This window comes from Glycomyces luteolus, assembly GCF_027622875.1.
Lineage (GTDB): Bacteria > Actinomycetota > Actinomycetes > Mycobacteriales > Micromonosporaceae > Glycomyces > Glycomyces luteolus.
The window spans coordinates 300,235-326,577 of the sequence record NZ_JAPZVP010000001.1; the positions used below are offsets into that span (position 1 = coordinate 300,235).

Here is a 26,343-nt window from a genome sequence, read left to right on the forward strand (position 1 = left end):
CTTCGTCAAGGGGCGTGAGACGGCGATGGCGGCTCGTGCGAACGCCCGAGCCACCGCTACCCTGGAAATCGTGACCGATCGCGCCAACTCGTCGCTCAATCCTCCCGCCGGCGCGGGGGCGGGGCCCTCGCGTTCAGGCGTCACGCTCTCCGGCTCCCAGCTCGAGCAGATCCGCCGCCTCGTCGCGGTCGGACGGGCCTCCTCGGTCGACGAGTACGTCGCCGCGGCCGTCGCCGAACGCCTCGAACGGGACCGCTCGCTCGCCGAGCTCCAGGACCTCTTCGAGCGCAAGGGCCACGCGCCCAGCGCCGAGCACCTCGCCTGGGCCCGTGAGAAGCTCGGCGTCGACGACAAAGAAGGAGAGGCCGATAAGTGATCGGCGGCCGCATCCTGGACGTGTCCGCCATCGTCGGTTTCGCCACCTCCATGCCCTACCCGCAGGCAGTCGTCTTCACCGCGCTCGAGCAGAACGTGGTCCTCGCGATCCCCTCAGGGGCCCTCGCCGAGGCCTGGTCGCAGGCCCGCCGCCGCGACCGCGACGCCCTGCTCGTGCTGCTCGGCCTGCCCGTCACCGTCGTGATGGACCTCGACCAGAAGTCCGCCCGCGATGTCGGCCTCATGCTGTCGCGCTCGCGCCAGCACGGGAACATCGCCGCCGGACACGTCGCGTGGTGTGGCCTGAACCGCCCCGGCTGGCCCATCGTGACAGGCGAACCCAAGACGCTGCTTGCATTCGACTCGAGCCTCGAGATCGACCAATTGCCTTGAACCGGGGACAGCAGGACAATGGAGGAGTGGGCGTGACCGCCGTACAGGAGCAGACCATGACCGATCTCGGGCAACTCGACTACCGGCCCCGCAAGTCCCGCATCGGGGCCTGGATCGGCGCGGTCATCGCATTCGGCGGGTTCACCGCCCTGTCCTTCACCCTCGGCAACCGGACCTACGAGGGCGGCACCATCACCTGGGTCGACCAGATCGCCATGATCGGCCTCGGCGTCATCGGCGCCGGCATCGCCCTCGCCTTCCTGCGCCTGCGCGTCCGCGCCGACGAGAAGGGCATCGAGGTGACCAACGTCGCCTCGAAGCGCTACTTCCCGTGGCAGGTCGTGACCGCCATCAACTTCACGGACAAGATGACTTGGGCCACCGTGGAACTCGCGGACGACGACGAGATGTCGATCATGGCCGTCCAGGTCAGCGACAAGGAGCGCGCTGTGGCGGCGATCAAACACCTGCGAGCACTCATGGAGCGGTCCCGCAGCTAGGTGCTAGTATTGCGTGTCGATCGCACCGTGCCGTCTCGTATGGCCAGCGGTGCCGCAAGCGGAGTCCAGCTCCCACCCGCAGCCGGGACCCTCTCACGGGGAGTCCGACAGGCGAACGGGTCACGTACGGCGACATGATCGCCGTGCCCTTGGAGTGGACCCTGGCTGACGCCGGGGTCTTTTCTTTTGGGGACCTCACCCGCGTGAGGCCTGTGCTGGGTCACGCTTGCAACGACAAGCCGCCGGGGCTCCCGCCCCGACGACCGGAACAGCCACAGGGGCGCTGACGTTATGTCAGCGAGAATCGCGAACCAAGGAGGCCCCATCAGCGATCTGCGCATTAACGACCAGATTCGGACCAAGGAAGTGCGCCTGGTCGGCCCGGCAGGAGAACAGGTCGGCATCGTGTCGATCGACAAAGCCCTGCAACTGGCCGCCGACGTCGACCTGGACCTGGTCGAAGTCGCACCCACCGCCCGTCCGCCGGTCTGCAAGCTCATGGACTACGGCAAGTACAAGTACGAGTCCGCTCAGAAGGCCCGTGCCTCGCGCCGCAACCAGCAGCAGACCGTCATCAAAGAGATGAAGCTCCGGCCGAAGATCGACAAGCACGACTACGAGACCAAAAAGGGTCACATCGTGCGGTTCCTCACGGCCGGCGACAAGGTCAAGATCACGATCATGTTCCGCGGCCGCGAGCAGTCGCGCCCCGAGCTCGGCCGGCGCCTGCTGGACAAGCTCGCGGAAGAGCTCAAGGACCTCGCGGTCATCGAGTCCGCCGCGAAGCAGGACGGCCGCAACATGATCATGGTCGTCGCCCCGATCCGCCCCAAGGGCGAGATCGTCAAGGGCGGCGGCGGTGGCGGACGCAAGAGCGGACGCGGCGGCGACGCCGAACAGGCCGAAGCGGCCCCGGAAGCGGCACCTGCGGAGGCTCCTTCGGAAGCCGCCGACGAGGCGTCCACCGAGACGCCCGAGGCCTGACCCCGAGCACCTACTCACCGGCCGGAAGCGGGCGCCCTCGCGCGCCCGCCCCCGACCGGCATTGAACACAGAGGAGAAGCACGATGCCGAAGATGAAGACCCACAGCGGTGCCAAGAAGCGGTTCAAGGTGACCGGCTCCGGCAAGCTGATGCGCCGCAAGGCCGGCAAGAACCACCTCATGGAGCACAAGAGCGGTCGGTTCAAGCGCGAGCAGCAGGGCCGCGGCGAGGTTTCCCCCGCCGACCAGAAGCAGGTCCGGAAGCTGCTGGGCCGCTAAGCCCGCACTCCGTTTGACTACCCATCCGCTTTAAACGCAAGGAGACTGAACTGTGGCACGCGTCAAGCGTTCGGTGAACGCCAAGAAGAAGCGCCGCGTCGTACTCGAAGAGGCCAAGGGCTACCGCGGGCAGCGCTCGCGCCTGTACCGCAAGGCCAAGGAGCAGCTGCTCCACTCGTACACGTACTCGTACCGCGACCGCAAGAACCGCAAGCGCGAGTTCCGCAAGCTGTGGATCACCCGCATCAACGCCGCCGCGCGCGCGAACGGCATCACCTACAACCGCTTCATGCAGGGCCTGTCCCTCGCCGAGGTCGAGGTGGACCGCAAGATCCTCGCCGAGCTGGCCGTCAACGACGCGGCGGCGTTCACCGCCCTCGTCGAGGTCGCCCGCCAGGCCCTCCCCGCGGACGTCAACGCTCCCGCCGAGCAGTAGATGCAACTTGACCCACCCGGGACGGACGCGCTCACCGCGCGATCGTCCCGGGTTGTCAATGCCCGGAAGCTGCAGCGCCGCCGCGGCCGCGACAAGGTCGAGCGGTTCCTCGCCGAAGGGCCCCAGGCGGTCCGCGAGGCCATCGCCGCCGGAGTGGTGGAAGACCTCTTCTACGACCTCGACGCCGACACCCGCCACTCGGACCTGATCGACGCCGCCGTCGCCGCGGGCGCCCACGTGCACCCGTGCACGGATGACGGCCTGGCCGCGCTGGCCGAGACCGTGACCCCGCAGGGGCTCGTCGCGGTCTGCCGGTTCCTGGACCAGTCCCTCCCCGAGGAGGCGACCCTGGTCGCGGTGCTCCACGGCATCACCGACCCCGGCAACGCCGGGACGGTGCTCCGTGCCGCCGACGCCGCCGGAGCCGATTGCGTGGTCTTCGCGACCGACTCGGTCGACCCCTACAACGGCAAGTGCGTGCGCTCCTCCGCCGGGAGCCTCTTCCACCTGCCGGTGGTCCGCGCCGCCGACACTGCCGACGCGCTCGACCTGTTCCCGCACGCCCAGATCCTCGCCGCGGCGGCTGACGGGGACGACCTGTACGCCCTGGACAGCGCTGGGGACTTGGACTCGCCCACGGTTTGGCTTTTCGGCTCCGAGGCCCATGGCCTCGACGAAGCCACCGCTGCTTTGGCGCACCGCAAGGTGGGCGTCCCGATCTGGGGCAAAGCCGAGAGCTTGAACCTGGCCGTTGCGGCCGGGGTTTGCCTTTACGCGAGTGCGGCCGCTCAGCGCCGGAAGTTAGACTTGTGGCATGTCAATCGGCTCTCGCGAATTTATCCAGCCCGCCGGGTGCGGGCTGTGGCGTTAGTCGTCCACGTCTCCAGTCTTGGCGACGCTTGCGAGCCATAAATGCGCCTGGCGGGCTGCGGCCGAGCCGCCTGCCTTTTCTAGACTCCTTTAGGTCCCGCCAGGAGAAAGACGTTATGAGCACAGACATTGAGGCTGGCCTGCTCCAGCCCGAGGCCCTCGCCGGGGCCGTCAAGGACGCCGCCGCGATCATCGCGGCCGCCTCCAACCTTGAGGAACTCGCCGCCGCCAAGTCCGCCACGCTCGGTGACAAGGCACCGGTTTCCTTGGCCCGCAGGGCTATCGGTTCGATCCCGGGCAAGGAGCGCGGTGAGGCCGGCCGCAACGTGAACGCCGCCCGCACCGAGATCACCGGCCTGTACGAGGCCCGCGAGGAGATCCTCAAGGCCGCCGAGGCCGCGCGCATCCTCCGCGAGGAGACCGTCGACGTCACGGCCCGCACGGCCCGCCGCCGCGAAGGCGCGCGCCACCCGATCAACGTCCAGATGGACCGCATCGCCGACCTGTTCGTCGCCATGGGCTACGAGATCGGCGAAGGCCCCGAGGTCGAGCTGGAATGGTTCAACTTCGACGCGCTCAACATCCACCCGGACCACCCGGCCCGGACCATGATGGACACCTTCCACATCGCCGACGGCAAGGGCGAGTACGGCTCGAACATGGTGCTGCGCACGCACACCTCGACCGTGCAGATCCACACCATGCTCACGCAGGAGCCGCCGATCTACACGGTCGCGCCCGGCCGCGTGTACCGGACCGACGAGGTCGACGCGACGCACTCGCCCGTGTTCCACCAGACCGAGGGCCTCGTGGTCGACAAGGGCATCACCATGGCCGATCTCAAGGGCACGCTCGACCACTTCGCGAAGTCGGTCTTCGGCGCCGAGGCGATCACCCGCCTGCGCCCCTCGTACTTCCCGTTCACCGAGCCGAGCGCCGAGGTCGACGTCTGGTTCGCCGCGCACAAGGACGGGCCGCGCTGGATCGAGTGGGGGGGCTGCGGCATGGTCAACCCGCGCGTGCTGCGCGCCTGCGGGATCGACCCCGACGTGTACTCGGGCTTCGCGTTCGGGATGGGCGTGGAGCGCGCGCTCATGCTGCGCCACGGCATCACCGACCTGCGCGACATCATCGACGGCGACGTCCGGTTCCCCGCCGGGCTGAAGGTGGAGGAGTAGACGATGAGGATTCCCGTTTCCTGGCTCGCCGAGTACGCCGCCCTGCCCGATGACCTGACCACGGAGGCGCTGGACGCCGTCCTGGTCGAGGCCGGGCTCGAAGTCGAAGAGGTCGACGACCTGCGCGGCCGCGTGACCGGCCCGCTCGTGGTCGGCCGGGTGGCCTCCATCGAGGAGCTCACCGAGTTCAAGAAGCCGATCCGCCACTGCTGGGTGGAGGTCGGCGAGGCCGAGCCGCGCTCGGTCATCTGCGGCGCGCGGAACTTCGCCGAAGGCGACCTCGTCGTCGTGGCGCTGCCGGGCGCGGAGCTGCCCGGCGGTTTCAAGATCGGTTCGCGCAAGACCTACGGCCGCCTCTCGGACGGCATGATCTGCTCGGCCCGCGAACTCGGCGTATCCGACGACCACGAGGGCATCATCGTCCTCGAGAGCGGCACCGTGGGCGAGGACGCCCGCCCGGTCGTCGGCCTCGACGACGTCGTGTTCGAGCTCGCGATCACCCCGGACATGGGCTACTGCTTCTCCGTGCGCGGCATCGCCCGCGAGGTCGCGCACCGTCTCGGAGTCGCGTTCACCGACCCGGCCGCGAAGGCCGTCGAGCCCGCCGCGACCGAGCACCCGCCCTACCCGGTGCGGGTCGAGACCGACGGCTGCTCGCGCTTCACGCTGCGCGAGGTGCGCGATGTGGACGCCAACGCGGAGTCGCCGGAGTGGATGGCCAAGCGGCTCACCCAGGCCGGGATGCGCCCGCTGGGCCTGGCCGTGGACGTCACGAACTACCTGATGCTCGAGCTGGGGCACCCGCTGCACGCCTTCGACCGCGACGCCCTCGAGGACGTCATGGTCGTGCGCCGGGCGAAAGCGGGCGAGACCCTGACCACCTTGGACGACGTGGAGCGCAAGCTCGACCCCGAGGACATGGTCATCACCGACGGCACCGGCCCGCTCTCGCTCGCCGGCGTGATGGGCGGCCAGACCTCCGAGGTCGGGCCGACCACTCGCAATGTGCTCATCGAAGCGGCGCACTGGAACCCGACGGCGATCGCCCGCACCTCGCGGCGGCACAAGCTGACCTCGGAGGCCTCGAAGCGCTACGAGCGCGGCGCCGACGCGGCGATCTCGCTGCTCGCCGCCCAGCGCGCGGCGGACCTCCTGGTCGAGTACGGCGGCGGCACCCTCGTCGACGCGGTGGCCGATATCGACCACCGGGAGCCGATCACGCCGATCACGATCCCGGTCGATCTGCCTTCGAAGACCATCGGCGTCGATTACGACCGCTCCACTGTGGTCGCCATGCTCGAGGCCGCGGGGTGCACCGTGGAGGGCGACGAGGTGCTGACGGTGACGCCGGCGTCGTGGCGTCCCGACCTGACCGACCCGGCCGACCTCGTCGAGGAGGTGGCCCGCCTGCACGGCTACGGCCACATCCCGTCGAGCATCCCGCGCGCGATCGCGGGGACCGGCCTGACCTCCTCGCAGCGGCGCCGCCGCCGCGTGGCCCGCGCCTTGGCGGACAACGGCTTCGTGGAGACCTACACGTTCCCGTTCGTCTCGCGCGACCGCGCCGACGAGCTGGGCCTGGACGAGAAGGACCCGCAGCGCGAGGCCGTCGCCGTCCTCAACCCGCTCGACGACGCGGCCCCCCTGCTGCGCACCACCGTGCTCGCGAGCCTGGTGAACGCGGTCCGCATCAACCTTTCGCGCGGCGCCAAGGACCTCGCGGTGTTCGAGGAGGGCCTGGTCTTCCAGCCCGCCGAGGGCTGGAGCGACCTCGAAGTGGTCGAGCTGCCGGTCTCCAAGCGTCCCGAGGACGAGGCGATCGCGGCCGCGATCCGGCGGCTGCCGGTGCAGCCGCGCCACGTTGCGGCAGTGCTGTGCGGGCAGGCCGTGCCCGCCGGTGTCGACGCGCCCGGACGGGCTGTGGACTGGGCCGACGCGGTCGAGGCCGCCGAGGTCGTGGCGGCCGCTTCGGGCGTGACGCTCGATGTGGCCCAAGGGGAGGCCGCGCCGTGGCACCCGGGCCGGTGCGCGGCGCTGCGGGTGGACGGCGTCGTCGTCGGCCACGCGGGCGAGCTGCACCCGGAGGTCTGCGAGCGCCTCGGCCTGCCGCGGCGCACCGCCGCGATGGAGCTGGACTTGACGGCCCTGCCGCTGCCGGACCTGGCGCCCGCGCCGGTCATCTCGCACTTCCCGGCGACGCTCATCGACGTGGCGATCGTGGTCGGCGAGACGGTCCCGGCGGGCGAGGTCGAGGCGGCCCTGCGCGCAGGCGCGGGGGAGCTGCTCGACTCGCTTCGGCTCTTCGACGTCTACCGCGACGCGAAGCTCGGTGAAGGCAAGAAGTCGCTCGCCTTCAAGCTGGAGCTGCGCGCCGCCGACCGGACGCTCACCAACGAGGAGGGCGTGGCCGTCCGCGACGCGGCTGTCGCGGTCGCCGCAGAGCGCTTCGGTGCGGCCATTCGGGAGTAATCCCTGTAACTGTTTGGGGCGCAACATCGCAGGTGCGATGGTGCGCCCCATTTGATTGTCCAAATGGGATGGTTACGCGCAGTAAACGCTGAGCCGGGGGTTAGCGCATCATCCGCGCCTTTTAAGCTACGTGTCGTGAATAACGGGAACCCCTCTCGCGTCGGCAGGCGGCGGAGGCGGACCGGCTCGCAGCAGGGCGGTTCGTCCGGGCACCGTCGGGCCGGGGCCCGCAGCTCCGGCTACAGCGGCAAGCGCCGCGCGGCAGGTGCGGCGGCCGTCGCGATCCCCTTGCCCGGCAAGCTCGACGACCTCGAGCTGAACAAGCTCCACCTGGCCGTCGCGGGCGCCGTGGGCCTCGTCATCGCCATCGGCGTCACCATCGTGCTCGGCAACCTCCCCGACGGCGGCGCGGGCGGCGCCGACCAAGAGGACGCCGCCTACCTCTACGCGGGCGGCCAGGCCCTCCCCGACGATTTCGCCGACCAGCACCCCTCGCTGGTCGAGCAGATCAACGCCGAACTCGAAGCGCGCTACGGGCTCACCCCAGAAGCGCTCTACGACGAGGCCTCCCGGCCCGACGGCCTCCGCGTCGTCCTCACCCTCGACCAGACCCTCCAGGAAGCCGCCGAAAAGACCTCCGGCGAGGCCGGCGTCGTCGCCGTCGAACCCGGCACGGGCGCGGTGCGCTGCTACTACGGCGCCGAGGGCGCCACCGGCACCGACCAGGTCGGCGCCGCCTCGCCGCACCCGCCCTCCTCGGTGTTCGACATGATCACCGCCGCCACCGCGCTCGAAGCGGGCGCCTCCATCGAATCCTGGTGGAGCGACCAGGACGACGACGTCACGCTCGCCGCGGCCGTCCAGGAGTCCCGGACCGGCGCGATGGACGCCGTCGCCCTGAAATACGGCGTCGAAACGGTGCTCGAAACCGCGAAGAGCATGGGGCTCAACACCATCGCCGACGGCCAAGGCACCGTCTACGATCTGGACACCGGCGAGTACGGCGGGCTCAACGCCGCCGACTTCGGCACCTACCCCGTGAGCGTCGTCGACATGGCGAGCGTCTACGCCACCATCGCCGCCGACGGCCTCCAGGCCGAGACCCACTTCATCGAACGCGTCATCGACTCCGGCGACGAAGCGATCCCGGCCGAGCAGGAGATCGCCACGAACCAGGCGCTCGCCGAGACCACCGCCCAGGACCTCCAGTTCCTCGGCCTCGGCGAAGCCCAGGCCATCGAGGACCGCGACTTCTTCGGCGCGGGCGCCGACTACCACGGCGAGACCACCCAAGCCTGGTTCGTCGGTGCGATACCCCAGCTCAGCGTCGCCGCCTGGGCCAACGGCCAAGCCGCCGCCGACGGCGGTGTATCGCTGTGGCGCAACGTCATCGACACCGCGATCGAAGCGAACGACTACGAGGCCGAGCAGCTGCCCGGGGCCTCCGGGGAAGGCGAGGACCTCACCGACGACATCGTGGGCGACGACGGCCAGATCGATCCCGACAGCGCCTACTGCGAAGCCAACCCCGACGCCGAAGGGTGCGACGGCGCATCGTCCTCGCCGAGCGCCTCCGACTCGCCCTCGCCCGACGACACCACCGAAGAACCCGAACCCGACCCCGACCCCACCTCCTCGGAACCCGAGCCCGAGCCCTCGGATAGCTCCGAACCCGACCCGGAACCCTCTACAACGGAGGAGTGCAACTGGCCGTTCTGCTGACCCAGAGTGCTACGGTGCTGGCGCAAGCTCGCCCAACCTCAAGGAGCCCGCGATGACGTTCGACCCCTACGCGCAGCAGCAGTCCCAGCCTCCGGGGATGCAGCCGCCCCCGGCCTACCCCCAGCAAGCCCCCGGCTACCCCCAGCAGCAGGCCGGGGTCGAGATCAACGGCAAGGCCGTCGCCGCCCTCGTCTGCGGCGTCCTCTTCTGCACCGGCCTGCTCGGCATCATCTCGCTCGTGCTCGGCAAGAGCGCCCAGCGCGAGATCGACATGGGCATGGGCATCGGCCGCCCGATGGCCAAGGCCGGACGCGTCCTCGGCTGGATCGGCATCGCCTTCTCGCTGGTCTGGGTGGCCTACTTCGTCATCATGATCTCCGTGATCTCCACAGCCGCGACAACGCTCACCAACACCCCGGGGTACTAACTTGACTCCCAACGGCTTCCCGCGATCGCGACTGCTCCTCGCCCTCGCGATCGCGGTGCCGTTGGCGGTGCTCGGCGACGCGATCTGGGTGCGCACCGACCCCGAAGGCCCGCCCTGGCAGGGCCTCGACGACTGGTGGAACGGCCTCGTCGGCAGCCCCGTCGGCAGTCCCCTGTGGTACGTCGCGGAGTGCTTCAACCTCCTCGGCGGCGCACTCGGCCTCGTCCTCGGCGCGGTCGCGGTGGTGGCGCTGCTCGTCGTGCGGCGCTGGCGTTCCGCCGTCTACGTTGGTGCGGCGCTGGCGGCTACCAAACTCGTCACCGACGGGCTCAAAGCCGTCGCCGAGCGGCCGCGCCCGACCGACATCACCGTGGACACCGGGTCATGGGCGTTTCCCTCCGGGCACGCCTCCCGGATGGCCGCCGTCGTGGTCGTCATCGCCGTCCTGATGGTCCCGGCCCGGCACCTGCAACGCTGGTGGCCGGTCGCGGTGGTCCTGACCTGCGCCATGATGCTCGCCCGGAACTGGCAGCACGCCCACTGGCTGACCGACACGGTCGCGGGCGCCGCCACCGGCGCCGCCGTCGCCGTCTTCGTCTGGTGGGCCCTCTCGCCCCTCCTCGACCGCGAACGCGCCCTTCGGGAAGGCGTCGCGCTCGAGACGGCGGATTCGGGGACACAGGGGACTGGCTCCGAGCACCTAAGCTGATGGCAGTTCATTCTGAGAGGTGCCCTACATGACCACGCCCGACCCGAACTCCCAGCCCCAGGGACCGCCGCCGTACCAGCCGCCCGTCCCGCCTCCGTACGCGCCGTACCCGCAGCCGCCGCCCTACGGGTATCCGTACGTCCCGCCGCGCCCGACGAACGGCATGGCGATCGCGGCGATGATCTGCGGCATCGTCGGCGTATGCAGCCCGATCGGCATCCTCGCGCTCATCTTCGGCAACATCGCGAAGCGCCAGATCCGGGAGACCGGCGACCAGGGCGACGGCATGGCCACCGCCGGTATCGTGCTCGGCTGGATCGGCGTGGCCGCGACCATCTTCTGGATCGCGTACTACATCTTCGTGTTCGTGGTCGTCGGCACCGCGGTCAACGAGCTCGAGAACGGCGACTGGTACAGCGACTTCCCGACCGACGACCCGACCTGGGCGTTCAGATTGCTGGGCGGGTTCGGACGTACGTGATGACCGCCGTGTTCGCGGCCGCGAGGACCGCGAACGCGACGGCCGCCGCCGGGTATCCCACGCCCCACAGCGCCAGCGCGCTGCCGCCGTACGCGGCCAGCTTGAACACGACGGTCCACGCCGTCGGCAGCGGGTAGCGGGCCCTGGGCGAGACCAGCAGCCCCCACAGGGTCGCGAGGCCGCCGAAGGCCGCGACGGCGAGCGGGATCCTCGCCCACAGTGCGAGGTCGAGCGTGAGGACCCACCAGACGACGAAGGCGAACATCGCCATCTCCAGCACGAACGCCAGGAGCGAGTTCAGGAGCACGAGCGTCCGGACCGGGCCCGAGTAGCGGACCCATTCGGGACCGGCGGGGGCGTTCGAGGGGCGTTCGGGTTCGGGCACGCGTCCATGATGTCGGTCCGCGCGAGGTGCGGCCGCGCCGGGTGCGACCAAAGTCGGAGTCCGGGATAGGCATCCAGACCGAGGCCGCGAGCGGCCGGACGTGATGGGATGGGTCCATGACCAGCCCGCCCCGCCGCAGCGTCCTCAACCTCTGCGCGGTCAAACGCGCCGATGCGATCGCGGCAGTCCTCCTGTTCGCGGTGGGCTCGCTGCTGCTCGCTCTCGGCAGCTACGAGCGGTTCGGCATCGAGGCGCCGCAATGGGTGCGGTTCATCCCGCTGGCCTTCGTCTGCACGGGCGTCGTCCTGCGGCGGGCCCGGCCCGGGCTGACCCTCGCCTTGGGCCTCATCGGCTTCGGCGCCGAGGTCGCGATCGGCTTCTCGCTCGCGGTCGTGTTCGTCTTCACCGACAACCTGTACGCGTACGCCCGCTACGGGTCCCGGCGCGGGCTGCGGATCATGCTGCCGGCGGCGGTCGCGGCGGTGCTCGCGACCGGCGTCTACGTCGCGGTCGTGGACGGCCGGGCGGCCGCGGTGATCAGCATGCTGGCGATCGCCGCGCTGGTCCTCGCCTCCCCGATCTTCTCGGCGATCATCGTCCGCCAGGCCCACGAGCGGGCGATGCTCGAGTCCGAACGGGCCGAGCAGACCGCGCGGCTCGCCGACGTGCGCCGCCGTGAAGCGGTCCTGCGCGAGCGCACGCTGATGGCGCGCGAGCTGCACGACACCGTCGCGAACTACCTCTCGGCGATCGCGTTGCAGTCCACCGCGCTCCAGGCCCGCAAGGACCTCGACGCCGAGACCGTGCGCACTTCCGTGGCGGCGATCCGCTCCTCGAGCGTCGAGGGGCTGGCGGAGCTGCGGCGCATCATCGGCCTGCTGCGCGCGACGGACAACGGGGCCGGTGAAGAGCTGGCGTCGTTCCGGCTCGACCAGGTGCCGGAGTTGGTCGGACGGATGCGCAAGGTCGGCCTCGAGGTGGCGTTCACCGTGGAGGGGCCCGAGCGGGCGCTGCCGGGCGAGGTGGAGCTGACCGCGTACCGGGTGGTCCAGGAGGCGTTGACGAACGTGCTCAAGTACGGTTCGGACGCCGCGGTCGCGATCCGGTACGGCGACGAGCGGATCACCGTCGAGGTCGAGAACGCGGTCCGTCCCGGCGGGGACGAGGTGCCCAGCGGGGGAGCGGGACTGGTCGGCATGACCGAGCGGGTGCGGATCCTCGGCGGCGAGGTGCGGGCCGGGCCGGAGGGCCGCCGCTGGCGCGTCCGCGCCGAGATCCCCGCCGGCGGCCTCGACGAGCCCGCATCCCCGGCGCCCGCCGGCCGCTTCCCGAAACGGAGTGCACAACGATGATCAAGGTCCTGCTCGCCGACGACCACGCGGCGGTCCGCGCCGGGTTGCGGATGCTCCTGGACAGCGCCGACGACATCGAGGTGGTCGGCGAGGCCGCCGACGGGGTCGAGGCGGTCGCGCTCGCGAGGGGACTCCGACCCGACGTGGTCGTCATGGACGTGCGGATGCCCCGCAAGGACGGCATCGCGGCGGCGGCCGAGCTGCGCGGCGTCGCGGACGTGCTGGTGCTGACCAGCTACGGCGAGGACGAGAACGTGTTCGACGCGCTCCGGGCCGGGGCGAGCGGGTTCCTGCTCAAGGACGCCGACGCCGAGACCCTGGTGGAGGCGGTGCGCACGATCGCGCGCGGGGACGGGCTCATCTCCCCGGCGGTCACGCGCGGGCTCATCGCGGAGTTCGCGCGCTCGCGTCCGGCCTACGCGCCGATCGCGGTCGACCACGCGGGGCTGGCGAACTTGACGCCGCGCGAGACCGAGGTGCTCGCACTCATCGGCGAGGGGATGTCGAACGCGGAGATCGCGGGGGAGCTCGGGATGGCCGAGGCTACGGTGAAATCCCACGTCACGCGGGTACTCGCGAAACTCGGGCTGGCCAGTCGGGTGCAGGCGGCCATCTTTGCGCGCGAGCAGGCACGCTGAGGGCGGGGCCTTGGCGGACGGCGGTCGGCTCTCGCCCGCGAGCAGGCACATTGACCGCGGGCGGGGCCTTGGCGGACGGCGGTCGGGTCGTCCCTCGCGAACAGGGGCGATGATCACGTCTCAGCTTCCGGTATACAAGTGCGACGCCCGACCTGAATGCTGATACAGTACTCTGCATAGTCATTCAGCATGGAGGTTTCCAGTGACTTTTCAGGTCGCCGTGGCGGGCGCAAGCGGCTACGCCGGGGGCGAGGTGCTCCGGCTGCTCGCCGACCACCCGCAGCTCGAGGTCGTGGCCGCGGGCGCGCACAGCAACGCCGGTGAGTACATCACCGCAGTCCACCCCCACCTCACCGCGTACGGCGACCGACGCTTCACCCCGACCAGCCCGGAAGCCTTCGCGGGCGCCGACCTGGTCATCATGACCCTCCCGCACGGGCAGTCGGCCGCGCTGGCCGCCCAGCTCCCGGCAGAGCAGAAGATCGTGGACCTCGGCGCCGACCACCGGCTCGAGAACGCCGCGGCCTGGGAAGCCTACTACCCGGGCCCGCACGCCGGGACCTGGACATACGGCCTGCCCGAGCTCCCCGGCCAGCGCGAAGCCATCGCCGCGGCGACGCGGGTCGCCGCGACCGGCTGCTACGCCGTCGCCACGATCCTCGCCCTGCGGCCGCTCCTGGACGCCGGGATCGCCTCGCCCGAGGACGTGGTGGTCGTCGCGGCCTCCGGCACCTCCGGCGCGGGCAACGCCCCCAAGAAGAGCCTCCTCGCGAGCGAGGTCATGGGCGCGATGAGCCCGTACAAGGTCGGCGCGCACCAGCACGTGCCCGAGATCAAGCAGGCCTCCGGCGCCGCCTCGATCTCGATGACGCCGCTGCTGGCCCCGATGCCGCGCGGCATCATCTCCACTGTGACCGCCAAGGCCGCCGCCGAAGTGAACGCCGCCGACGTCCGCGCCGCCCTGTCGAAGGCCTACGACGGCGAGCACTTCGTGCACGTCCTGCGCGAAGGCCAGTGGCCCTCCACGGCCTCCACGTTCGGCACCAACGCCGTCCAGCTCCAAGGCACCGTGGACAAGGACTCGGGCCGGATCATCGTCACCTCGGCGATCGACAACCTCGGCAAGGGCGCGGCCGCGCAGGTCGTGCAGTGCGCCAACCTCATGCTCGGCCTCCCCGAGGCCGCGGGCCTCACCGTGAACGGAGTGGCACCGTGACCGTTACGACCCCCAAGGGCTTCAAGGCCTCCGGCGTCACCGCCGGACTCAAGGCCTCCGGCAAGCCGGACATGGCGCTCGTCGTGAACGAGGGCCCGCTCCAGGTCGCCGCGGGCCGCTTCACCGGCAACCGCGTGAAGGCCGCCCCGGTCAAGTGGACCCAGCAGGTGCTCACCACCGGGCAGCTCAAGGCCGTCATCCTCAACTCCGGCGGCGCGAACGCCTGCACCGGCGCGCAGGGCTTCCAGAACACGCACGCCACCGCCGAGAAGACCGCCGAGCTCCTCGGTTGCGGCGCAGTCGAAATCGCGGTCTGCTCCACCGGCCTCATCGGTGAGCAGCTGCCCATGGGCAAGCTCCTGCCCGGCGTCGAAGCCGCCGCCGCCGCGCTCACCGCCGACGGCGGCGAGCAGGCCGCGTCCGCGATCATGACCACCGACACCGTCGCGAAGAACGCCGTCGTCACCAGCCCCGCCGGGTGGTCCGTCGGCGGCATCGCCAAGGGCGCGGGCATGCTCGCCCCCGGCCTCGCCACGATGCTCGTCGTGCTCACCACCGACGCCGTCGTCGACCAGCCGCTCGCGGACGCCGCGCTCGGCACCGCCTGCCGGTACTCGTTCGACCGGCTCGACTCCGACGGCTCGATGTCCACCAACGACACCGTCCTCCTCCTCGCCTCGGGCGCCTCCGGCGTCGAGGCCGAAGCGGACGCGTTCATCGCGGCGCTCACCGAGCTCTGCCAGGACCTCGCCCAGCAGCTCCTCTCGGACGCCGAAGGCTCCACCAAGGACGTCACCATCACCGTCTCGGGCGCCGAGGTCGAGGACGACGCCGTCGAGGTCGCCCGCTGCGTCGCCCGCGACAACCTCGTCAAGACCGCCCTCTTCGGCTCCGACCCGAACTGGGGCCGCATCCTCGCCGCCGTCGGCACCTCCAAGGCGCCCTTCGACGCCGACGCGGTCGACGTCGCCGTCAACGGCGTGTGGATCTGCAAGGCCGGCGCCGCCGGGGAACCGCGCGAACTCGTCGACCTCAAAGGCCGCGACGTGAAGATCGACATCCAGCTCCACAACGGCCCGGCCTCGGCCACCATCTGGACCAACGACCTGTCCCACGACTACGTTCACGAGAATTCGGCGTACAGCACATGAGCCTTACCGACGACCTCGCACCGCACCTCCAGAAGGCCCTCGGCAAGGCCGAGACCCTCATCGAGGCCCTGCCGTGGCTGCAGCGCTTCACCGGCTCCATCGTGGTGGTCAAGTACGGCGGCAACGCCATGATCAACCCCGAGCTCCAGGCCGCGTTCGCCGCCGACATGGTGTTCCTGCACTACGTCGGCATCAAGCCCGTCGTCGTGCACGGCGGCGGCCCGCAGATCTCCTCCATGCTCGCGAAGCTCAACATCGCCTCCGAGTTCAAGGGCGGCCTGCGCGTCACCACCCCCGAGGCCGCCGACGTGGTCCGGATGGTCCTGGTCGGCCAGGTCGGCCGGGAACTGGTGGGGCTCATCAACAACCACGGTCCGTTCGCCGTCGGCATGTCCGGCGAGGACGCCCAGCTGTTCACCGCGAAGCGGCGCTGGGCCGACGTGGACGGCGAGCAGGTCGACGTCGGCCGCGTCGGCGACGTCGCGTCCGTCAACACCGCCGCCGTGGACGACCTCATCGACGCCGGGCGCATCCCCGTCGTCTCCACTGTGGCCCTCGACCACGACGGCGTCCTCTACAACCTCAACGCCGACACCGCCGCCGCCGCGCTCGCCGAAGCCCTCGGTGCTCAGAAGCTCATCGTCCTCACCGACGTCGAAGGCCTCTACGAGAACTGGCCGGACAAGGGCTCGCTCCTGCGGCAGATCACCACCGACAAGCTCGCCGGCCTGCTGCCCTCCCTCCAAGCGGGCATGGTCCCCAAGATGGAGGCGTGCCTGCGCGCCGTCAAGGGCGGCGTCCCCCAAGCGCACGTCATCGACGGGCGCGTCCCCCACTCCACACTGCTGGAGATCTTCACGACCGACGGCGTCGGCACCATGGTCCAGGAGACGAAATGACCTACACCGAGCAGATCAAGGCCCGGTACACCGCCGCGCTCATGGGCAACTACGGCCTCCCGCCCGTCGCCATCCGCGAGGGCGAAGGCCGCACCGTGACCGATGTGGACGGCAACACCTACCTCGACATGATCGGCGGCATCGCCGTCTCCAGCCTGGGCCACAACCACCCCGCGCTGGTCGAGGCCGTGAGCGGCCAGGCCGCCCGCCTCGCCCACACCTCGAACCTCTTCCTGCACGAGAAGGAGATCGAACTCGCCGAGAAGCTCCTCGAACTGTGGGGCAACCCCGGCAAGGCCTTCCTGTGCAACTCCGGCACCGAGGCCAACGAGGCCGCACTCAAGCTCGCGATCCTCCACGGCACGGCCACCGGCAAGACCCGGATCGTCGCCACCGAGAACGGCTTCCACGGCCGCACCCTCGGCGCCCTGTCGATCACCGGCAAGGCCGCGATCCGCGAGCCCTTCGCGCCCTTCGGCCGCGACGTCGTGTTCGTGCCCTACGGCGACATCGACGCCCTCAAGGCCGCCGTCGACGAGACCGTCGCCGCCGTGTTCCTCGAGCCCACCCAGGGCGAGACCGGCGTCGTCCCCGCCCCGGCCGGATACCTCAAGGCCGCAAGGGAACTCACCGCCGAGCACAACGCGCTGCTGATCCTCGACGAGATCCAGTCCGGCTTCGGCCGCACCGGCGCCTGGTTCGCCCACCACGCCGAAGGCATCGTCCCCGACGTCGTGACCCTCGCCAAGGGCCTCGGCGGCGGCGTCCCGATCGGCGCGGTGCTCGCCACCGACGCGGCCGCCGCGCTCTTCACCAAGGGCGTCCACGGCTCCACGTTCGGCGGCAACCCGATCGCGTGCGCCGCGTCCCTCGCGGTGATCGACACGATCGAGCGCGACCACCTCTTCGAGAACGTGCTCACCCTCGGGCAGCGCCTCGGCGACCGGCTCCTCGCCGACCCGCGGATCACCGAAGTGCGCGGCCAGGCCCTGTGGCGCGGCATCAACCTCTCCGCACCGGTCGCTGTCGAAGCGGTCGAGCACCTCATCGGCCTCGGCGTGCTCGCCAACGCCCCCCGTCCCGACACGGTCCGGATCGCCCCGCCGCTCACCATCACCGAGTCGGAGCTGGACGCCTTCTGCGACAAGCTCATCGAAGCCCTCGACATCGTCATCCCCGCGCCCGGAGGTCGACCGTGACCGCAAAGCACTCGGCTCCGCCGAACCTGAAGCACTTCCTCAAGGACGACGACCTCACCGTCGTGCAGCAGGCCGAGGTCCTCGACCTCGCCGCGAAGATGAAGGCCGACCGCTACGCCTACCCCGCGCTCGCGGGCCCCAAGTCCGTCGCGGTCGTCTTCGAGAAGCCCTCCACCCGGACCCGCCTCTCCTTCGACATCGGCATCGCCGAGCTCGGCGGCCACTCGGTCGTGATCGACGCCCAGTCCACGCAGCTCGGACGCGGCGAGACCGTCGCCGACACCGCGCGGGTCCTCTCGCGGTACGTGAGCGCCATCGTGATCCGCACCTTCGGCGACGACCGCATCGAGGAGCTCGCCGCGAACGCGACCGTCCCGGTCGTCAACGCGCTCACCGACGGCTGGCACCCCTGCCAGCTCCTCGCCGACCTCCAGACCATCGCCGAGCACAAGCCGCTGAAGGGCACGAGCATCGCCTACCTCGGCGACGCCGCGTTCAACATGGGCAACTCCACGGTGATCGCCTGCTCGATGGCGGGCATGCACGTCCGCGTCGGTGCTCCCGAGGGCTACCAGCCCGCGCCCGAGGTCCTGGCCCGCGCGTCCGCGATCAACACGTCGACCGGCGGCTCCGTCGTCGTCACCGAGGACCCGGTCGAGGCCGTCTCCGGCGCGGACGTCGTCTCGACCGACGCCTGGGTCTCGATGGGCATGGCCGACAGCGAGAAGCGCATCGGGGAGCTCACCCCCTACCAGCTCAACGGGGCACTTCTCGATCACGCCGCCGACGACGCGATCGTCCTCCACTGCCTCCCCGCCCACCGTGGCGAGGAGATCACCGACGAGGTCATGGACGGCCCGCACTCGCGCGTGTTCGACCAGGCCGAGAACCGGCTCCACGCCCAGAAGGCCCTCCTCGCCTGGCTGCTCAAGGAGCGGTGATGAACCAACCGACCACGAAGGCGGCCCGCCAGGCCCGCATCGTCGAGCTGATCTCGGGCCGACCGATCCGCTCGCAGACCGAGCTCGCGAACCTCCTCGCCGACGACGGCATCGAGGCCACCCAGGCCACGCTCTCGCGCGACCTCGAAGAGCTCGGCGCGGTCAAGGTGCGCGGTACCGACGGCGGCAGCGCCGTCTACTCGATCTTCGCGGAAGGCGAACGGCCCCTTCGCGACACCGAGGTCGCCTCCGACCGCCTCCAGCGGCTCCTGCGCGAACTGCTCGTCGGCGCCGACCACTCAGGAAACATGGCGGTCCTGCGCTGCCCGCCCGGCGCGGCCCAGTACCTCGCCAGCGCCATCGACCGCTCCGGCCTCTCGGACGTCATCGGCACGATCGCCGGGGACGACACGATCGCCGTGATCGCCCGCGACGGCGTCACGGGCGCCCACGTGGCCGACCAGATGCTGCACTGGGCCGGCAAGGGGCCCGATCCATACGCCAACGACGAGCCTGTGAACAACGCCAAGGAGCACCAGCAATGACCGTGAAGCACACTGAGGGGGACGCGGCGTAATGGCGAAACTGTGGGGAGGCCGCTTCTCCGGCGGCCCGGCCGCCGCCCTCGAGGCGCTGAACGCCTCGATCGGCTTCGACTGGCGCCTCGCGCCGTACGACCTGAAGGCCTCGAAAGCCCATGCGCGCGTGCTCAACCGGGCCGGGCTGCTCACCGCCGACGAGCTCGCGAAGATGCTCACCGCGCTCGACGAACTCGGCGAGGACGTCGCCTCGGGCGCCTTCACCGGCACCGTCGCCGACGAGGACGTGCACACCGCGCTCGAACGCGGCCTCGTCGAACGCCTCGGCGATCTCGGCGGCAAGCTCCGGGCGGGCCGCTCGCGCAACGACCAGATCGCCACGGACCTGCGCCTGTACTGCCGCGACCGCGCGCGCGGCCTCGCCGCCGACCTCACCGACCTGGTCAGCGCCTTGACCGAGCAGGCCGCCGGTCTCGTGGACGCGCCCGCGCCGGGCATGACCCACCTCCAGCACGCCCAGCCGATCACCCTCGGCCACCAGCTCCTGGCCCACGCCCAGGGCCTCCTGCGCGACCTGGACCGCCTGCGGGACTGGGACAAGCGCGCCGCGCTGTCCCCGCTGGGCTCCGGGGCGCTCTCTGGCTCGTCGCTGCCGCTGGACCCGGTCGCGGTCGCCGAGGAGCTCGGCTTCGACGGTCCCGTCGCGAACTCGCTCGACGGCGTCTCCGACCGCGACTTCGCGGCTGAGCTCTTGTTCGTGTGCTCGATGGTCGGCATCCACCTCTCCCGCCTGGGGGAGGAGGTCATCCTCTGGTCGAGCCAGGAATTCGGCTGGGTCGCTCTGGACGACGCGTTCTCCACGGGCTCTTCGATCATGCCGCAGAAGAAGAACCCCGATGTCGCGGAGCTCGCGCGCGGCAAGTCGGGCCGCCTCGTCGGCAACCTGACCGGCCTGCTCGTCACGCTCAAGGGCCTGCCGTTCACGTACAACAAGGACCTCCAGGAGGACAAGGAGCCGGTCTTCGACTCCCTTGACAACCTGGCGCTCCTGCTTCCGGCCGTGACGGGCATGGTCGCGACCATGAAGTTCAATGTGGAGGTGCCGCGCGCGTCGGCCCCTACGGGCTTCAGCCTCGCCACGGAGATCGCGGACTGGCTGGTGCGCAAGGGCGTCCCGTTCCGCAGCGCCCACGAGATCGCCGGTTCCTGCGTGGCGCACTGCGAGACGCGCGGCATCGAGCTCCACGAGATCGCCGACGCCGACCTGGCGGGCATCTCCGAGCACCTCGACCCGTCGGTGAAGGCGGTCCTCGACGTGGACGGCGCTTTGGCGGGCCGCACGACCCCGGGCTCGACGGGCCCGAAGCCGGTGGCCGACCAGCTGGCGCAGGTGCGCGAGCAGATCGACGCCTGGAAGGCCTGGGCCGAGTAGCGGCCCACTACCGCTCGACGACAGCGGCCCGTGCGATGCACGGGCCGCTGTCGTCTGCATCCGCTAAGCGGGCGGCGTGATGACGATCTTTCCGGCGCAATGCTGGGAGGGGTTGCCGATGACCGGTTCAGTGCGGCAGAGGGCCACGGTCAGGTAGTCGATCGAGGCGGTCTCGTCCGCGGTGAGCGCGAACGCGTAGCCGAATGCGTCGCCGCGGTCCGGCATCGCGATGCGCTCCACGTCCACGGGGGCGTCCTTGTCGTAGGCGATGAACTCGAGGTGGCGGTCGAACGGCTCTACGCCCAGGCAGATGCGGCCGTCCCGGAAGAACGTGGTCCAGGCCTTGCCGGAGACGTTCACCGTCGGCTCGACGGCGATGTCGGCCCATTCGGCCTCGCCGGCGGTTTCGTAGAGGGTGCAGTAGTCCTCGCCGAGCGCCTCGGTCGCGAACCCGACCGGTGACGCGGCCGATGCCGGGGTGGCGGTGAGGACGGCGAGTATAGCGATGAGGACCACCAAGGTGGTCCTCATCGCGTGTCGGAGTGTGTGCGGCGGGTTCATGGCGACTCCAAGTCGTCTGAAGGGGTGCGCGCCCAACCTTCGCGCTCCGTCGTCTTATATGTACATTCCTAAATATCCGTGAAGTCCTGGCGGGCGTCAAGCTCCTTGGCGAGCCGCCGCAGCCGCACCGCCGTGAAGACGGTGAAGAATCCCCAGATGATCGCGAAGAACCCGATGGTCACGACCAGCGCGACGGCGCCTTCGTCCGGGTTGACCAGCAGCAGGATGCCCAGGACGACCCCGGCGAGACCGGAGATGACGAACAGCCAGCGTCCGCCCGCGTCGCGCGAGAGGCCGAACCCGCTCACGATCGAGCCGACGCCGGTGATGATCGCCCAGAACGCGATCACGTACAGCAGCGCGAGAGCGCTGATGCCCGGCCAGACGAGCGCGATGAGGCCGGCGACCACGCCGACGACGCCCATGAAGATGAAGAAGCCGCGTCCGTTGGATCGCTTCGCGCCCATGACGATCGCGGTGACGCCGTCAACGATCGCATAGGCGCCGAACAGGACGATGAGCACGTACAGCGTGATCCCGGGCCAGAACACCGCCACGGCGCCGAACACGATGGTGAAGATGCCCCGCACCAGCACCCAGGCCCAGTTCTTGGCGAGCAATTCGAGCATCGCGACCACCCCGTTCCACCTGCGATAACACTTCTATTTCCGAGGCTAGACCCAACCGGACCGACCAACATGAATTCCCTGAAACCCGGCAGGGCGGGCATAGCGGAACGGTCGACGCGCATGCCGGTCGATCAGCTGCGGACCATCGACACCCAGTACATCGCCGGGGATCTCGTCGATTTCCTGAACCGTGAGGACATGGAGCAGGTCGAGTACGCGGTGGTCCGGTACCTCGGGCTGATGGCCTGAACCGACCGGCAGGGACGGCGGGCCGAAAAATCGGTTCGCCGTCTCGCGACGGCTGCGTAGGCTGCGGGCGTGAGTGATGCGCTGCGCGGGTTCCCGTCCGATCCGGCCGCTCTGGCGGAGTTGAACCATCGGGAGGCGGCCGGGTGGCTGCTGGCGGACGGGTGGAACGTCTGCGGTGTGGGGGACTGGGCGACGGTGTGGCGCTCGCCCGACGGCGAGCTGGCCGCCCGGGTCAGCCCGTTCGAACCGGCCTACGCGGTCTTCGTGAGCCTGTGCCGCTCGCTCCCCGGCAATCCGCTCCTGCCGCGCATCGAGCTCGACTCGCCGCTCGAAGGCGGCGGGCGGCTCTCGGTGATGGAGTTCCTGGCCCCGTCCGATGCCGACCAGGCCGCCTCGGTCTGGAAACGCTGGGACGAGCCGGAGGCCGACGACCCGGTCATCGCGGTGCGGCGCGAGGCCGAGCGACTGAATAAGGAAGCGGCCCAAGCGATCCCGTACTGGGGCGGTCTCGACCGCAACCCGAGCAACGTCATGGCGACGCCCGCCGGCGAGCCGCGCCTGGTCGACCTCTTCTACGCCGATGGACTCGCGATCTACCCCGATCTCCTGGCGGACCCGGCGAAGGTGCTCGCGAGCTTCCCCGCAGAGCTGCGCCGCTACATGGCCGAGATCGGCGCGGTCACGCGGCTGTCGTCGCCGACCGAAATCGCCGCGATCCGGACCGCCGCCGGCTGAGGCGTTCGGGAGCACTGCGGCCCCGACGGTTCGCGTCGGGGCCGCAATGCTCCTGTTTCCGTTGGGGTTCTAGCGGGCCGCGACCGGTTCGCGTTCGGCCTGCTTCGGCTCGGTCTCGGGTTCGACGGTGACGTGCGGCAGGGCCTTGTCGAGCCACTGGGGGATCCACCAGGCGCCGCGTCCCATGACCTTCATGATCGCGGGGACGAGGAGGCTGCGGATCACGAAGGCGTCGATGAAGATCGCGACGGCCATGCTGATGCCGAACTGCTGGAGGAGGCGGGCGTCGTCGAGGATGAAGGAGCCGAAGACGGCCATCATGATCGCCGCGGCGGCGGTCACGACGCCGCCGGTTGAGGCGAGGCCGCGGCGGACCGCTTCAGTCGCGTTGCCGGTGCGCTGCCATTCCTCGCGCATCCGGGACATGAGGAAAACCTCGTAGTCCATCGAGAGCCCGAAGATGATCGCGAAGGACATCACCGGCACGAAGGCCTCGACCGGTCCGGCCGGGATGCCGAACATGCCCTCCTGGAAGATCCAGGCGACCACGCCGAGGCTCGCGCCGATCGTCATCAGGTTGAGGATCGCGGCCTTGACCGGGATCAGGACCGAGCGGAACACGATCATCAGCAGCAGGAGCGACAGGCCGACGACGAAGAGGAGGAACAGCGGGGCCTTCTCGATCATGATGTCGCTGAAGTCGATCGCGGCGGCGGTGGAGCCGCCGACGAGCTGCGTACCCTCGACGTCGTTCAAAACGTCGTCGCGGAGCTCGTGGACGAGATCCACAGTGGCCTGATCGGCCGGCCCGGCGGTGCCGACGACCGTGGACAGCCACAGGTCTTCGCCGATCGCGAAGGGCGGCGAGGCCAGCTCCACGGTGTCCATGCCGGACATGGCGTCGTAGGCGGCGGTCGCTTCGGCTTCGGTGCCGTCGGTGACGACCATCAGCGGGCCGTTGAAGCCCTCCCCGAATCCCTCGGAGAGCATGTCGTAGGCCTCGCGGCTGGTCGTGCCCTCGGCGTCGGTCCCGGCGTCGGCGAAGCCCAGGCGCAGGTCGAGCAGCGGGGTCGCGAGGGCCGCGAGTCCGGCGGTGACCACGATGATCGCGAGCCACGCCCGCTTCTCGACGAACCGGGACCAGCCGACCCAGCGGGAACCCGGGGCGCGCTTGGCCTTCGCGGCCCTCTTGCGCACGGACTTCTCGATCCGCTTGCCGAACAGCGCCAGCAGCGCGGGCAGCAGCGTCACCGAGGCGAGCATCGTCACGAGCACGGTGAGCGCCACCGCGATCGCGACCGCCTGGAGCGAGCCCAGGCCGAGCGCGAACAGGCCCATCAGCGCCACGATGACCACCGAACCGGCGAACAGGACCGAGCGTCCGGCCGTGTCGAGCGCGGTAGCGGCGGCGGCCTTGCGGCTCGCGCCGTGCTGGAGCTCGGCGCGGAAGCGGGCGAAGATGATCAGCGCGTAGTCCACGCCCACGCCGAAGCCGACGAGGAACATGATGGGCGTCAAGAAGGTCGGCAGCGTGACCACATGGGACACCAGCATCGACAGGCAGAACGCGGTGCCCACGGCGAACACGGCGGTGATGAGCGGGAGGCTCGCGGCCAGCAGGGACCCGAACATGAGCACGAGGATGACGAGGGCCGCGAGCATGCCGATGCCCTCGGCCGCGCCGCCGCCGCCCTCGCCGGCCTCGCGGATCACGTCGCCGCCGAGCGCGAACGTCACGCCGTCGCCGGAGGCCTCCTCGGCCATCGGGATCAGCTCCGCCGCCTCAGCGGTGGTGCCCTCCCAGGTCGCGGTGGCGTAGCCGACCGTGCCGTCCTCGCTGACGGCGCCGTACTCGGCGAACGGGTCGTTCACGCCGGTCACGCCCGGCTCGCCGGCCAGGTCGTCGAGAAAGGCCGTGACCCGGTCCTGCTGGGCGGCAACGTCATCGGCGCCGAAGACCACCTGCACGGTGGACTCGTTGGCTTCGGGGGCGCGCTCGTCGAGGAGGTCGGAGAGCTCCTGCGACTCGGTGCCGGGCATCGAGCTGTCGTCTTCAAAAGCGGAACCGGCCATGCTCGACGCGCCGATGGCGGCGGCGAACACGAGGACCCAGAGGAGGAGTGCGATCAGCGGGCGGCGCTGCGTCCAACCGGACAGCCGCGCGAGCGCTGAGGGCCTTGCGTCAAGGTGTGGCTTCATGATGACCACTGTCGCCGTCCGACACGCCTCCCCGCATCGGCTCAGCAGCGGTGTCCGCCCTACGTCCCAGGGATGAGACCCACCGCCCTGGCCTACGTCCTGAGTCGCATCGCCCGCGATTGACCGTCTCGGATCCGTTCAGCCCGGTCCGGCGGAGCACGTTGAATTCACAAGAGCGCGTCATATCGCCTGAACACATGGTTAGGTGATCATCACGTGCTCTTTGGGGTATTGCTCAGGACGATGGGTCGTTCCGACACGGACGACGGAAACGGGAATCAAATGAAGGCAAGCCTGCGGAGACTTCGGTGGCGAACGCTCACTCCAGTGGCCGCCGTTCCAGCAACCGTGGGGATCGCCGCCGCCTTGACGATGTCCTTTCCAGCGGGCGCCCAAGCCCAGGAAGCGCCGGTCGGATTGGGGACCGCCGACGAATACTCGGTTCTGGCGGGCTCGACCGTCACCAACACGGGGGACACCACTCTGGAGCAGAGCCTCGGCGTCAGTCCCGGCAGCACCGCCACAGGCTTCCCGCCCGGCACCGTAGGCGGAGAGACGCACCTGGCGGATGCGGATGCCGACCAGGCGAAGCTCGATCTCACGACCGCCTACAACGACGCGGCCGGACGCACCCCGTTCACGGACCTGGACGCGGAACTGGGCGGTGAGACCCTGACGGCCGGGGTCTACCGCATCGCCGCGGCACAGCTCACCGGACAGCTGACGCTCGACCTCGAAGAGGACCCCGAGGGCGTCTTCATCTTCCAGATCGAGTCCACACTCATCACCGCGTCCGACAGCAGCGTCATCTTCGTCAACGGCGCCTCGCCGTGCAACGTCTACTGGCAGGTCGGCAGTTCGGCGACGCTCGGGACCGGGACCGACTTCATAGGGAACATCATGGCCTCGGCCTCGATCACCATGAACACCGGCGCGAACCTGGAAGGCCGCGCACTGGCGCAGACCGCCGCGGTGACGCTCGACACCAATACCATCACCGCACCGGCTTGCGCACCGACGTCCCCGCCGACGGACGGCCCGACGGACAACCCGACCGACGGTCCTGGCGGAACTGGCGGAACTGGCGGAACTGGCGGGCCCGGTGGCGGTTCCGGCGGTCCGGGTGGGAACGGCGGCTCGGGTGGGAACGGCGATTCCGGAGGGAACGGCGATTCGGACAACGACGGCTCAGGCTCGGGTGTGGATGATTCGGCCGACGGCTCCGGGAACGGCGAAGGACTGCCCACCACCGGCAACGGCGTATCGACAGCCGTCGTGAGCGCGGGTCTTGCGCTCATCGCAGCGGGCGGACTGTTCGCGATCGTCGCACGGCGCCGCGCACGACAAAACTGATCAACGCCGGCCGGTCCGCCTCCGGATGGACCGGCTGCGCCGT

The 26,343-nt window shown here is 70.2% G+C and carries 29 protein-coding genes; 25 read left to right on the forward strand and 4 right to left on the reverse strand.

Annotated features, from left to right (window positions below; genetic code table 11):
* The first annotated feature begins 70 nt into the window (after positions 1-70).
* From O1R50_RS01335 to O1R50_RS01395, 13 genes are all read left to right on the forward strand, one after another.
* Positions 71-376 (forward strand): hypothetical protein, encoded by a 306-nt coding sequence (locus tag O1R50_RS01335; RefSeq protein WP_270108034.1) that lies wholly within the window; start codon positions 71-73, stop codon positions 374-376.
* Positions 373-768 carry a hypothetical protein gene (locus tag O1R50_RS01340; RefSeq protein WP_112140276.1) on the forward strand — a complete coding sequence of 132 codons (396 nt, stop codon included), beginning with the start codon at positions 373-375 and terminating at the stop codon, positions 766-768. The genes O1R50_RS01335 and O1R50_RS01340 overlap by 4 nt, the downstream gene beginning before the upstream one ends.
* A gap of 32 nt (positions 769-800) precedes the next feature.
* Positions 801-1,268: a PH domain-containing protein gene (locus tag O1R50_RS01345; protein WP_270108035.1), complete on the forward strand. Its 468-nt coding sequence runs from the start codon at positions 801-803 to the stop codon at positions 1,266-1,268.
* A gap of 339 nt (positions 1,269-1,607) precedes the next feature.
* Positions 1,608-2,252, forward strand: coding sequence for a translation initiation factor IF-3 (infC, locus tag O1R50_RS01350; RefSeq protein ID WP_408612576.1), 645 nt, complete (start codon positions 1,608-1,610; stop codon positions 2,250-2,252).
* 83 nt (positions 2,253-2,335) lie between these two features.
* Complete coding sequence (rpmI, locus tag O1R50_RS01355; protein WP_205323837.1) at positions 2,336-2,530, forward strand: 50S ribosomal protein L35; 195 nt, start codon at positions 2,336-2,338, stop codon at positions 2,528-2,530.
* 52 nt (positions 2,531-2,582) lie between these two features.
* Positions 2,583-2,966, forward strand: a complete 384-nt coding sequence (gene rplT / locus O1R50_RS01360) for a 50S ribosomal protein L20 (protein ID WP_270108037.1) — start codon at positions 2,583-2,585, stop codon at positions 2,964-2,966.
* Entirely contained in the window at positions 2,967-3,878 is a 912-nt protein-coding gene (locus tag O1R50_RS01365; RefSeq protein WP_270108038.1) for a TrmH family RNA methyltransferase, read from the forward strand.
* A 74-nt stretch (positions 3,879-3,952) separates the two neighbouring features.
* Positions 3,953-5,014, forward strand: a complete 1,062-nt coding sequence (gene pheS, locus O1R50_RS01370; RefSeq protein ID WP_270108039.1) for a phenylalanine--tRNA ligase subunit alpha — start codon at positions 3,953-3,955, stop codon at positions 5,012-5,014.
* A 3-nt stretch (positions 5,015-5,017) separates the two neighbouring features.
* Positions 5,018-7,483 (forward strand): phenylalanine--tRNA ligase subunit beta, encoded by a 2,466-nt coding sequence (gene pheT / locus O1R50_RS01375; protein WP_270108040.1) that lies wholly within the window; start codon positions 5,018-5,020, stop codon positions 7,481-7,483.
* Between the two features lie 135 nt (positions 7,484-7,618).
* Complete coding sequence (locus O1R50_RS01380) at positions 7,619-9,205, forward strand: penicillin-binding transpeptidase domain-containing protein (RefSeq protein WP_270108041.1); 1,587 nt, start codon at positions 7,619-7,621, stop codon at positions 9,203-9,205.
* A gap of 52 nt (positions 9,206-9,257) precedes the next feature.
* Positions 9,258-9,632, forward strand: coding sequence for a DUF4190 domain-containing protein (locus O1R50_RS01385; protein WP_270108042.1), 375 nt, complete (start codon positions 9,258-9,260; stop codon positions 9,630-9,632).
* A gap of 1 nt (position 9,633) precedes the next feature.
* Complete coding sequence (locus O1R50_RS01390; RefSeq protein WP_270108043.1) at positions 9,634-10,341, forward strand: phosphatase PAP2 family protein; 708 nt, start codon at positions 9,634-9,636, stop codon at positions 10,339-10,341.
* 28 nt (positions 10,342-10,369) lie between these two features.
* Positions 10,370-10,822: a DUF4190 domain-containing protein gene (locus O1R50_RS01395; protein ID WP_270108044.1), complete on the forward strand. Its 453-nt coding sequence runs from the start codon at positions 10,370-10,372 to the stop codon at positions 10,820-10,822.
* Here O1R50_RS01395 and O1R50_RS01400 read toward each other — a convergent pair.
* Positions 10,791-11,207 carry a YrdB family protein gene (locus tag O1R50_RS01400; protein ID WP_270108046.1) on the reverse strand — a complete coding sequence of 139 codons (417 nt, stop codon included), beginning with the start codon at positions 11,205-11,207 and terminating at the stop codon, positions 10,791-10,793. The genes O1R50_RS01395 and O1R50_RS01400 overlap by 32 nt on opposite strands.
* A 116-nt stretch (positions 11,208-11,323) precedes the next feature.
* Between O1R50_RS01400 and O1R50_RS01405 the strand changes: the two genes are divergently transcribed.
* From O1R50_RS01405 to argH, 9 genes are all read left to right on the forward strand, one after another.
* On the forward strand, positions 11,324-12,559 hold the full coding sequence (locus O1R50_RS01405; protein ID WP_270108047.1) for a sensor histidine kinase: 1,236 nt from the start codon (positions 11,324-11,326) through the stop codon (positions 12,557-12,559).
* Entirely contained in the window at positions 12,556-13,197 is a 642-nt protein-coding gene (locus O1R50_RS01410) for a response regulator (protein ID WP_270108048.1), read from the forward strand. The genes O1R50_RS01405 and O1R50_RS01410 overlap by 4 nt, the downstream gene beginning before the upstream one ends.
* Positions 13,198-13,399: 202 nt before the next feature.
* Positions 13,400-14,413 (forward strand): N-acetyl-gamma-glutamyl-phosphate reductase, encoded by a 1,014-nt coding sequence (gene argC, locus O1R50_RS01415; RefSeq protein WP_270108049.1) that lies wholly within the window; start codon positions 13,400-13,402, stop codon positions 14,411-14,413.
* Positions 14,410-15,564 (forward strand): bifunctional glutamate N-acetyltransferase/amino-acid acetyltransferase ArgJ, encoded by a 1,155-nt coding sequence (gene argJ / locus O1R50_RS01420; RefSeq protein WP_270108050.1) that lies wholly within the window; start codon positions 14,410-14,412, stop codon positions 15,562-15,564. Before argC ends, argJ begins: the two co-directional genes overlap by 4 nt.
* A complete protein-coding gene (gene argB / locus O1R50_RS01425; protein ID WP_270108052.1) occupies positions 15,561-16,463 on the forward strand; it encodes an acetylglutamate kinase in 903 nt (300 codons plus the stop codon). Before argJ ends, argB begins: the two co-directional genes overlap by 4 nt.
* Complete coding sequence (locus O1R50_RS01430; protein ID WP_270108054.1) at positions 16,460-17,662, forward strand: acetylornithine transaminase; 1,203 nt, start codon at positions 16,460-16,462, stop codon at positions 17,660-17,662. Before argB ends, O1R50_RS01430 begins: the two co-directional genes overlap by 4 nt.
* The gene (gene argF / locus O1R50_RS01435; protein ID WP_270108055.1) at positions 17,659-18,603 is read left to right on the forward strand and encodes an ornithine carbamoyltransferase; all 945 of its coding nucleotides are present in this window, start codon (positions 17,659-17,661) and stop codon (positions 18,601-18,603) included. Before O1R50_RS01430 ends, argF begins: the two co-directional genes overlap by 4 nt.
* Complete coding sequence (locus O1R50_RS01440; RefSeq protein ID WP_270108056.1) at positions 18,603-19,148, forward strand: arginine repressor; 546 nt, start codon at positions 18,603-18,605, stop codon at positions 19,146-19,148. Before argF ends, O1R50_RS01440 begins: the two co-directional genes overlap by 1 nt.
* A 31-nt stretch (positions 19,149-19,179) precedes the next feature.
* Complete coding sequence (argH, locus tag O1R50_RS01445) at positions 19,180-20,574, forward strand: argininosuccinate lyase (protein WP_270108057.1); 1,395 nt, start codon at positions 19,180-19,182, stop codon at positions 20,572-20,574.
* Positions 20,575-20,637: 63 nt separating this feature from the next.
* Here argH and O1R50_RS01450 read toward each other — a convergent pair whose 3' ends face one another.
* Both O1R50_RS01450 and O1R50_RS01455 read right to left on the reverse strand, forming a co-directional pair.
* A complete protein-coding gene (locus O1R50_RS01450) occupies positions 20,638-21,105 on the reverse strand; it encodes a hypothetical protein (RefSeq protein WP_270108058.1) in 468 nt (155 codons plus the stop codon).
* 98 nt (positions 21,106-21,203) lie between these two features.
* The gene (locus O1R50_RS01455) at positions 21,204-21,764 is read right to left on the reverse strand and encodes an HdeD family acid-resistance protein (protein ID WP_270108059.1); all 561 of its coding nucleotides are present in this window, start codon (positions 21,762-21,764) and stop codon (positions 21,204-21,206) included.
* Between the two features lie 120 nt (positions 21,765-21,884).
* On the opposite strand from O1R50_RS01455, the gene O1R50_RS01460 reads away from it, so the two are divergent.
* Both O1R50_RS01460 and O1R50_RS01465 read left to right on the forward strand, forming a co-directional pair.
* Positions 21,885-22,013: a hypothetical protein gene (locus tag O1R50_RS01460; protein ID WP_270108060.1), complete on the forward strand. Its 129-nt coding sequence runs from the start codon at positions 21,885-21,887 to the stop codon at positions 22,011-22,013.
* Positions 22,014-22,082: 69 nt separating this feature from the next.
* Positions 22,083-22,748 (forward strand): hypothetical protein, encoded by a 666-nt coding sequence (locus O1R50_RS01465; RefSeq protein WP_270108062.1) that lies wholly within the window; start codon positions 22,083-22,085, stop codon positions 22,746-22,748.
* Between the two features lie 69 nt (positions 22,749-22,817).
* Here the strand turns inward: O1R50_RS01465 and O1R50_RS01470 are convergent, their stop codons facing one another.
* Complete coding sequence (locus tag O1R50_RS01470) at positions 22,818-24,947, reverse strand: MMPL family transporter (RefSeq protein ID WP_270108064.1); 2,130 nt, start codon at positions 24,945-24,947, stop codon at positions 22,818-22,820.
* Between the two features lie 327 nt (positions 24,948-25,274).
* Between O1R50_RS01470 and O1R50_RS01475 the strand changes: the two genes are divergently transcribed.
* Positions 25,275-26,300 (forward strand): ice-binding family protein, encoded by a 1,026-nt coding sequence (locus tag O1R50_RS01475; RefSeq protein WP_270108066.1) that lies wholly within the window; start codon positions 25,275-25,277, stop codon positions 26,298-26,300.
* Positions 26,301-26,343 lie beyond the last annotated feature (43 nt).

Excerpts from the sequence above, each read along its gene's own strand:
- rpmI (WP_205323837.1), top strand. The coding sequence starts at position 2,336 with ATGCCGAAGATGAAGACCCACAGCGGTGCCAAGAAGCGGTTCAAGGTG.
- O1R50_RS01365 (WP_270108038.1), top strand. The coding sequence starts at position 2,967 with ATGCAACTTGACCCACCCGGGACGGACGCGCTCACCGCGCGATCGTCC.
- pheS (WP_270108039.1), top strand. The coding sequence starts at position 3,953 with ATGAGCACAGACATTGAGGCTGGCCTGCTCCAGCCCGAGGCCCTCGCC.
- pheT (WP_270108040.1), top strand. The coding sequence starts at position 5,018 with ATGAGGATTCCCGTTTCCTGGCTCGCCGAGTACGCCGCCCTGCCCGAT.
- O1R50_RS01385 (WP_270108042.1), top strand. The coding sequence starts at position 9,258 with ATGACGTTCGACCCCTACGCGCAGCAGCAGTCCCAGCCTCCGGGGATG.
- O1R50_RS01395 (WP_270108044.1), top strand. The coding sequence starts at position 10,370 with ATGACCACGCCCGACCCGAACTCCCAGCCCCAGGGACCGCCGCCGTAC.
- O1R50_RS01405 (WP_270108047.1), top strand. The coding sequence starts at position 11,324 with ATGACCAGCCCGCCCCGCCGCAGCGTCCTCAACCTCTGCGCGGTCAAA.
- O1R50_RS01410 (WP_270108048.1), top strand. The coding sequence starts at position 12,556 with ATGATCAAGGTCCTGCTCGCCGACGACCACGCGGCGGTCCGCGCCGGG.
- argB (WP_270108052.1), top strand. The coding sequence starts at position 15,561 with ATGAGCCTTACCGACGACCTCGCACCGCACCTCCAGAAGGCCCTCGGC.
- O1R50_RS01430 (WP_270108054.1), top strand. The coding sequence starts at position 16,460 with ATGACCTACACCGAGCAGATCAAGGCCCGGTACACCGCCGCGCTCATG.
- O1R50_RS01440 (WP_270108056.1), top strand. The coding sequence starts at position 18,603 with ATGAACCAACCGACCACGAAGGCGGCCCGCCAGGCCCGCATCGTCGAG.
- argH (WP_270108057.1), top strand. The coding sequence starts at position 19,180 with ATGGCGAAACTGTGGGGAGGCCGCTTCTCCGGCGGCCCGGCCGCCGCC.
- O1R50_RS01450 (WP_270108058.1), bottom strand. The coding sequence starts at position 21,105 with ATGAGGACCACCTTGGTGGTCCTCATCGCTATACTCGCCGTCCTCACC.
- O1R50_RS01455 (WP_270108059.1), bottom strand. The coding sequence starts at position 21,764 with ATGCTCGAATTGCTCGCCAAGAACTGGGCCTGGGTGCTGGTGCGGGGC.
- O1R50_RS01460 (WP_270108060.1), top strand. The coding sequence starts at position 21,885 with ATGCCGGTCGATCAGCTGCGGACCATCGACACCCAGTACATCGCCGGG.
- O1R50_RS01470 (WP_270108064.1), bottom strand. The coding sequence starts at position 24,947 with ATGAAGCCACACCTTGACGCAAGGCCCTCAGCGCTCGCGCGGCTGTCC.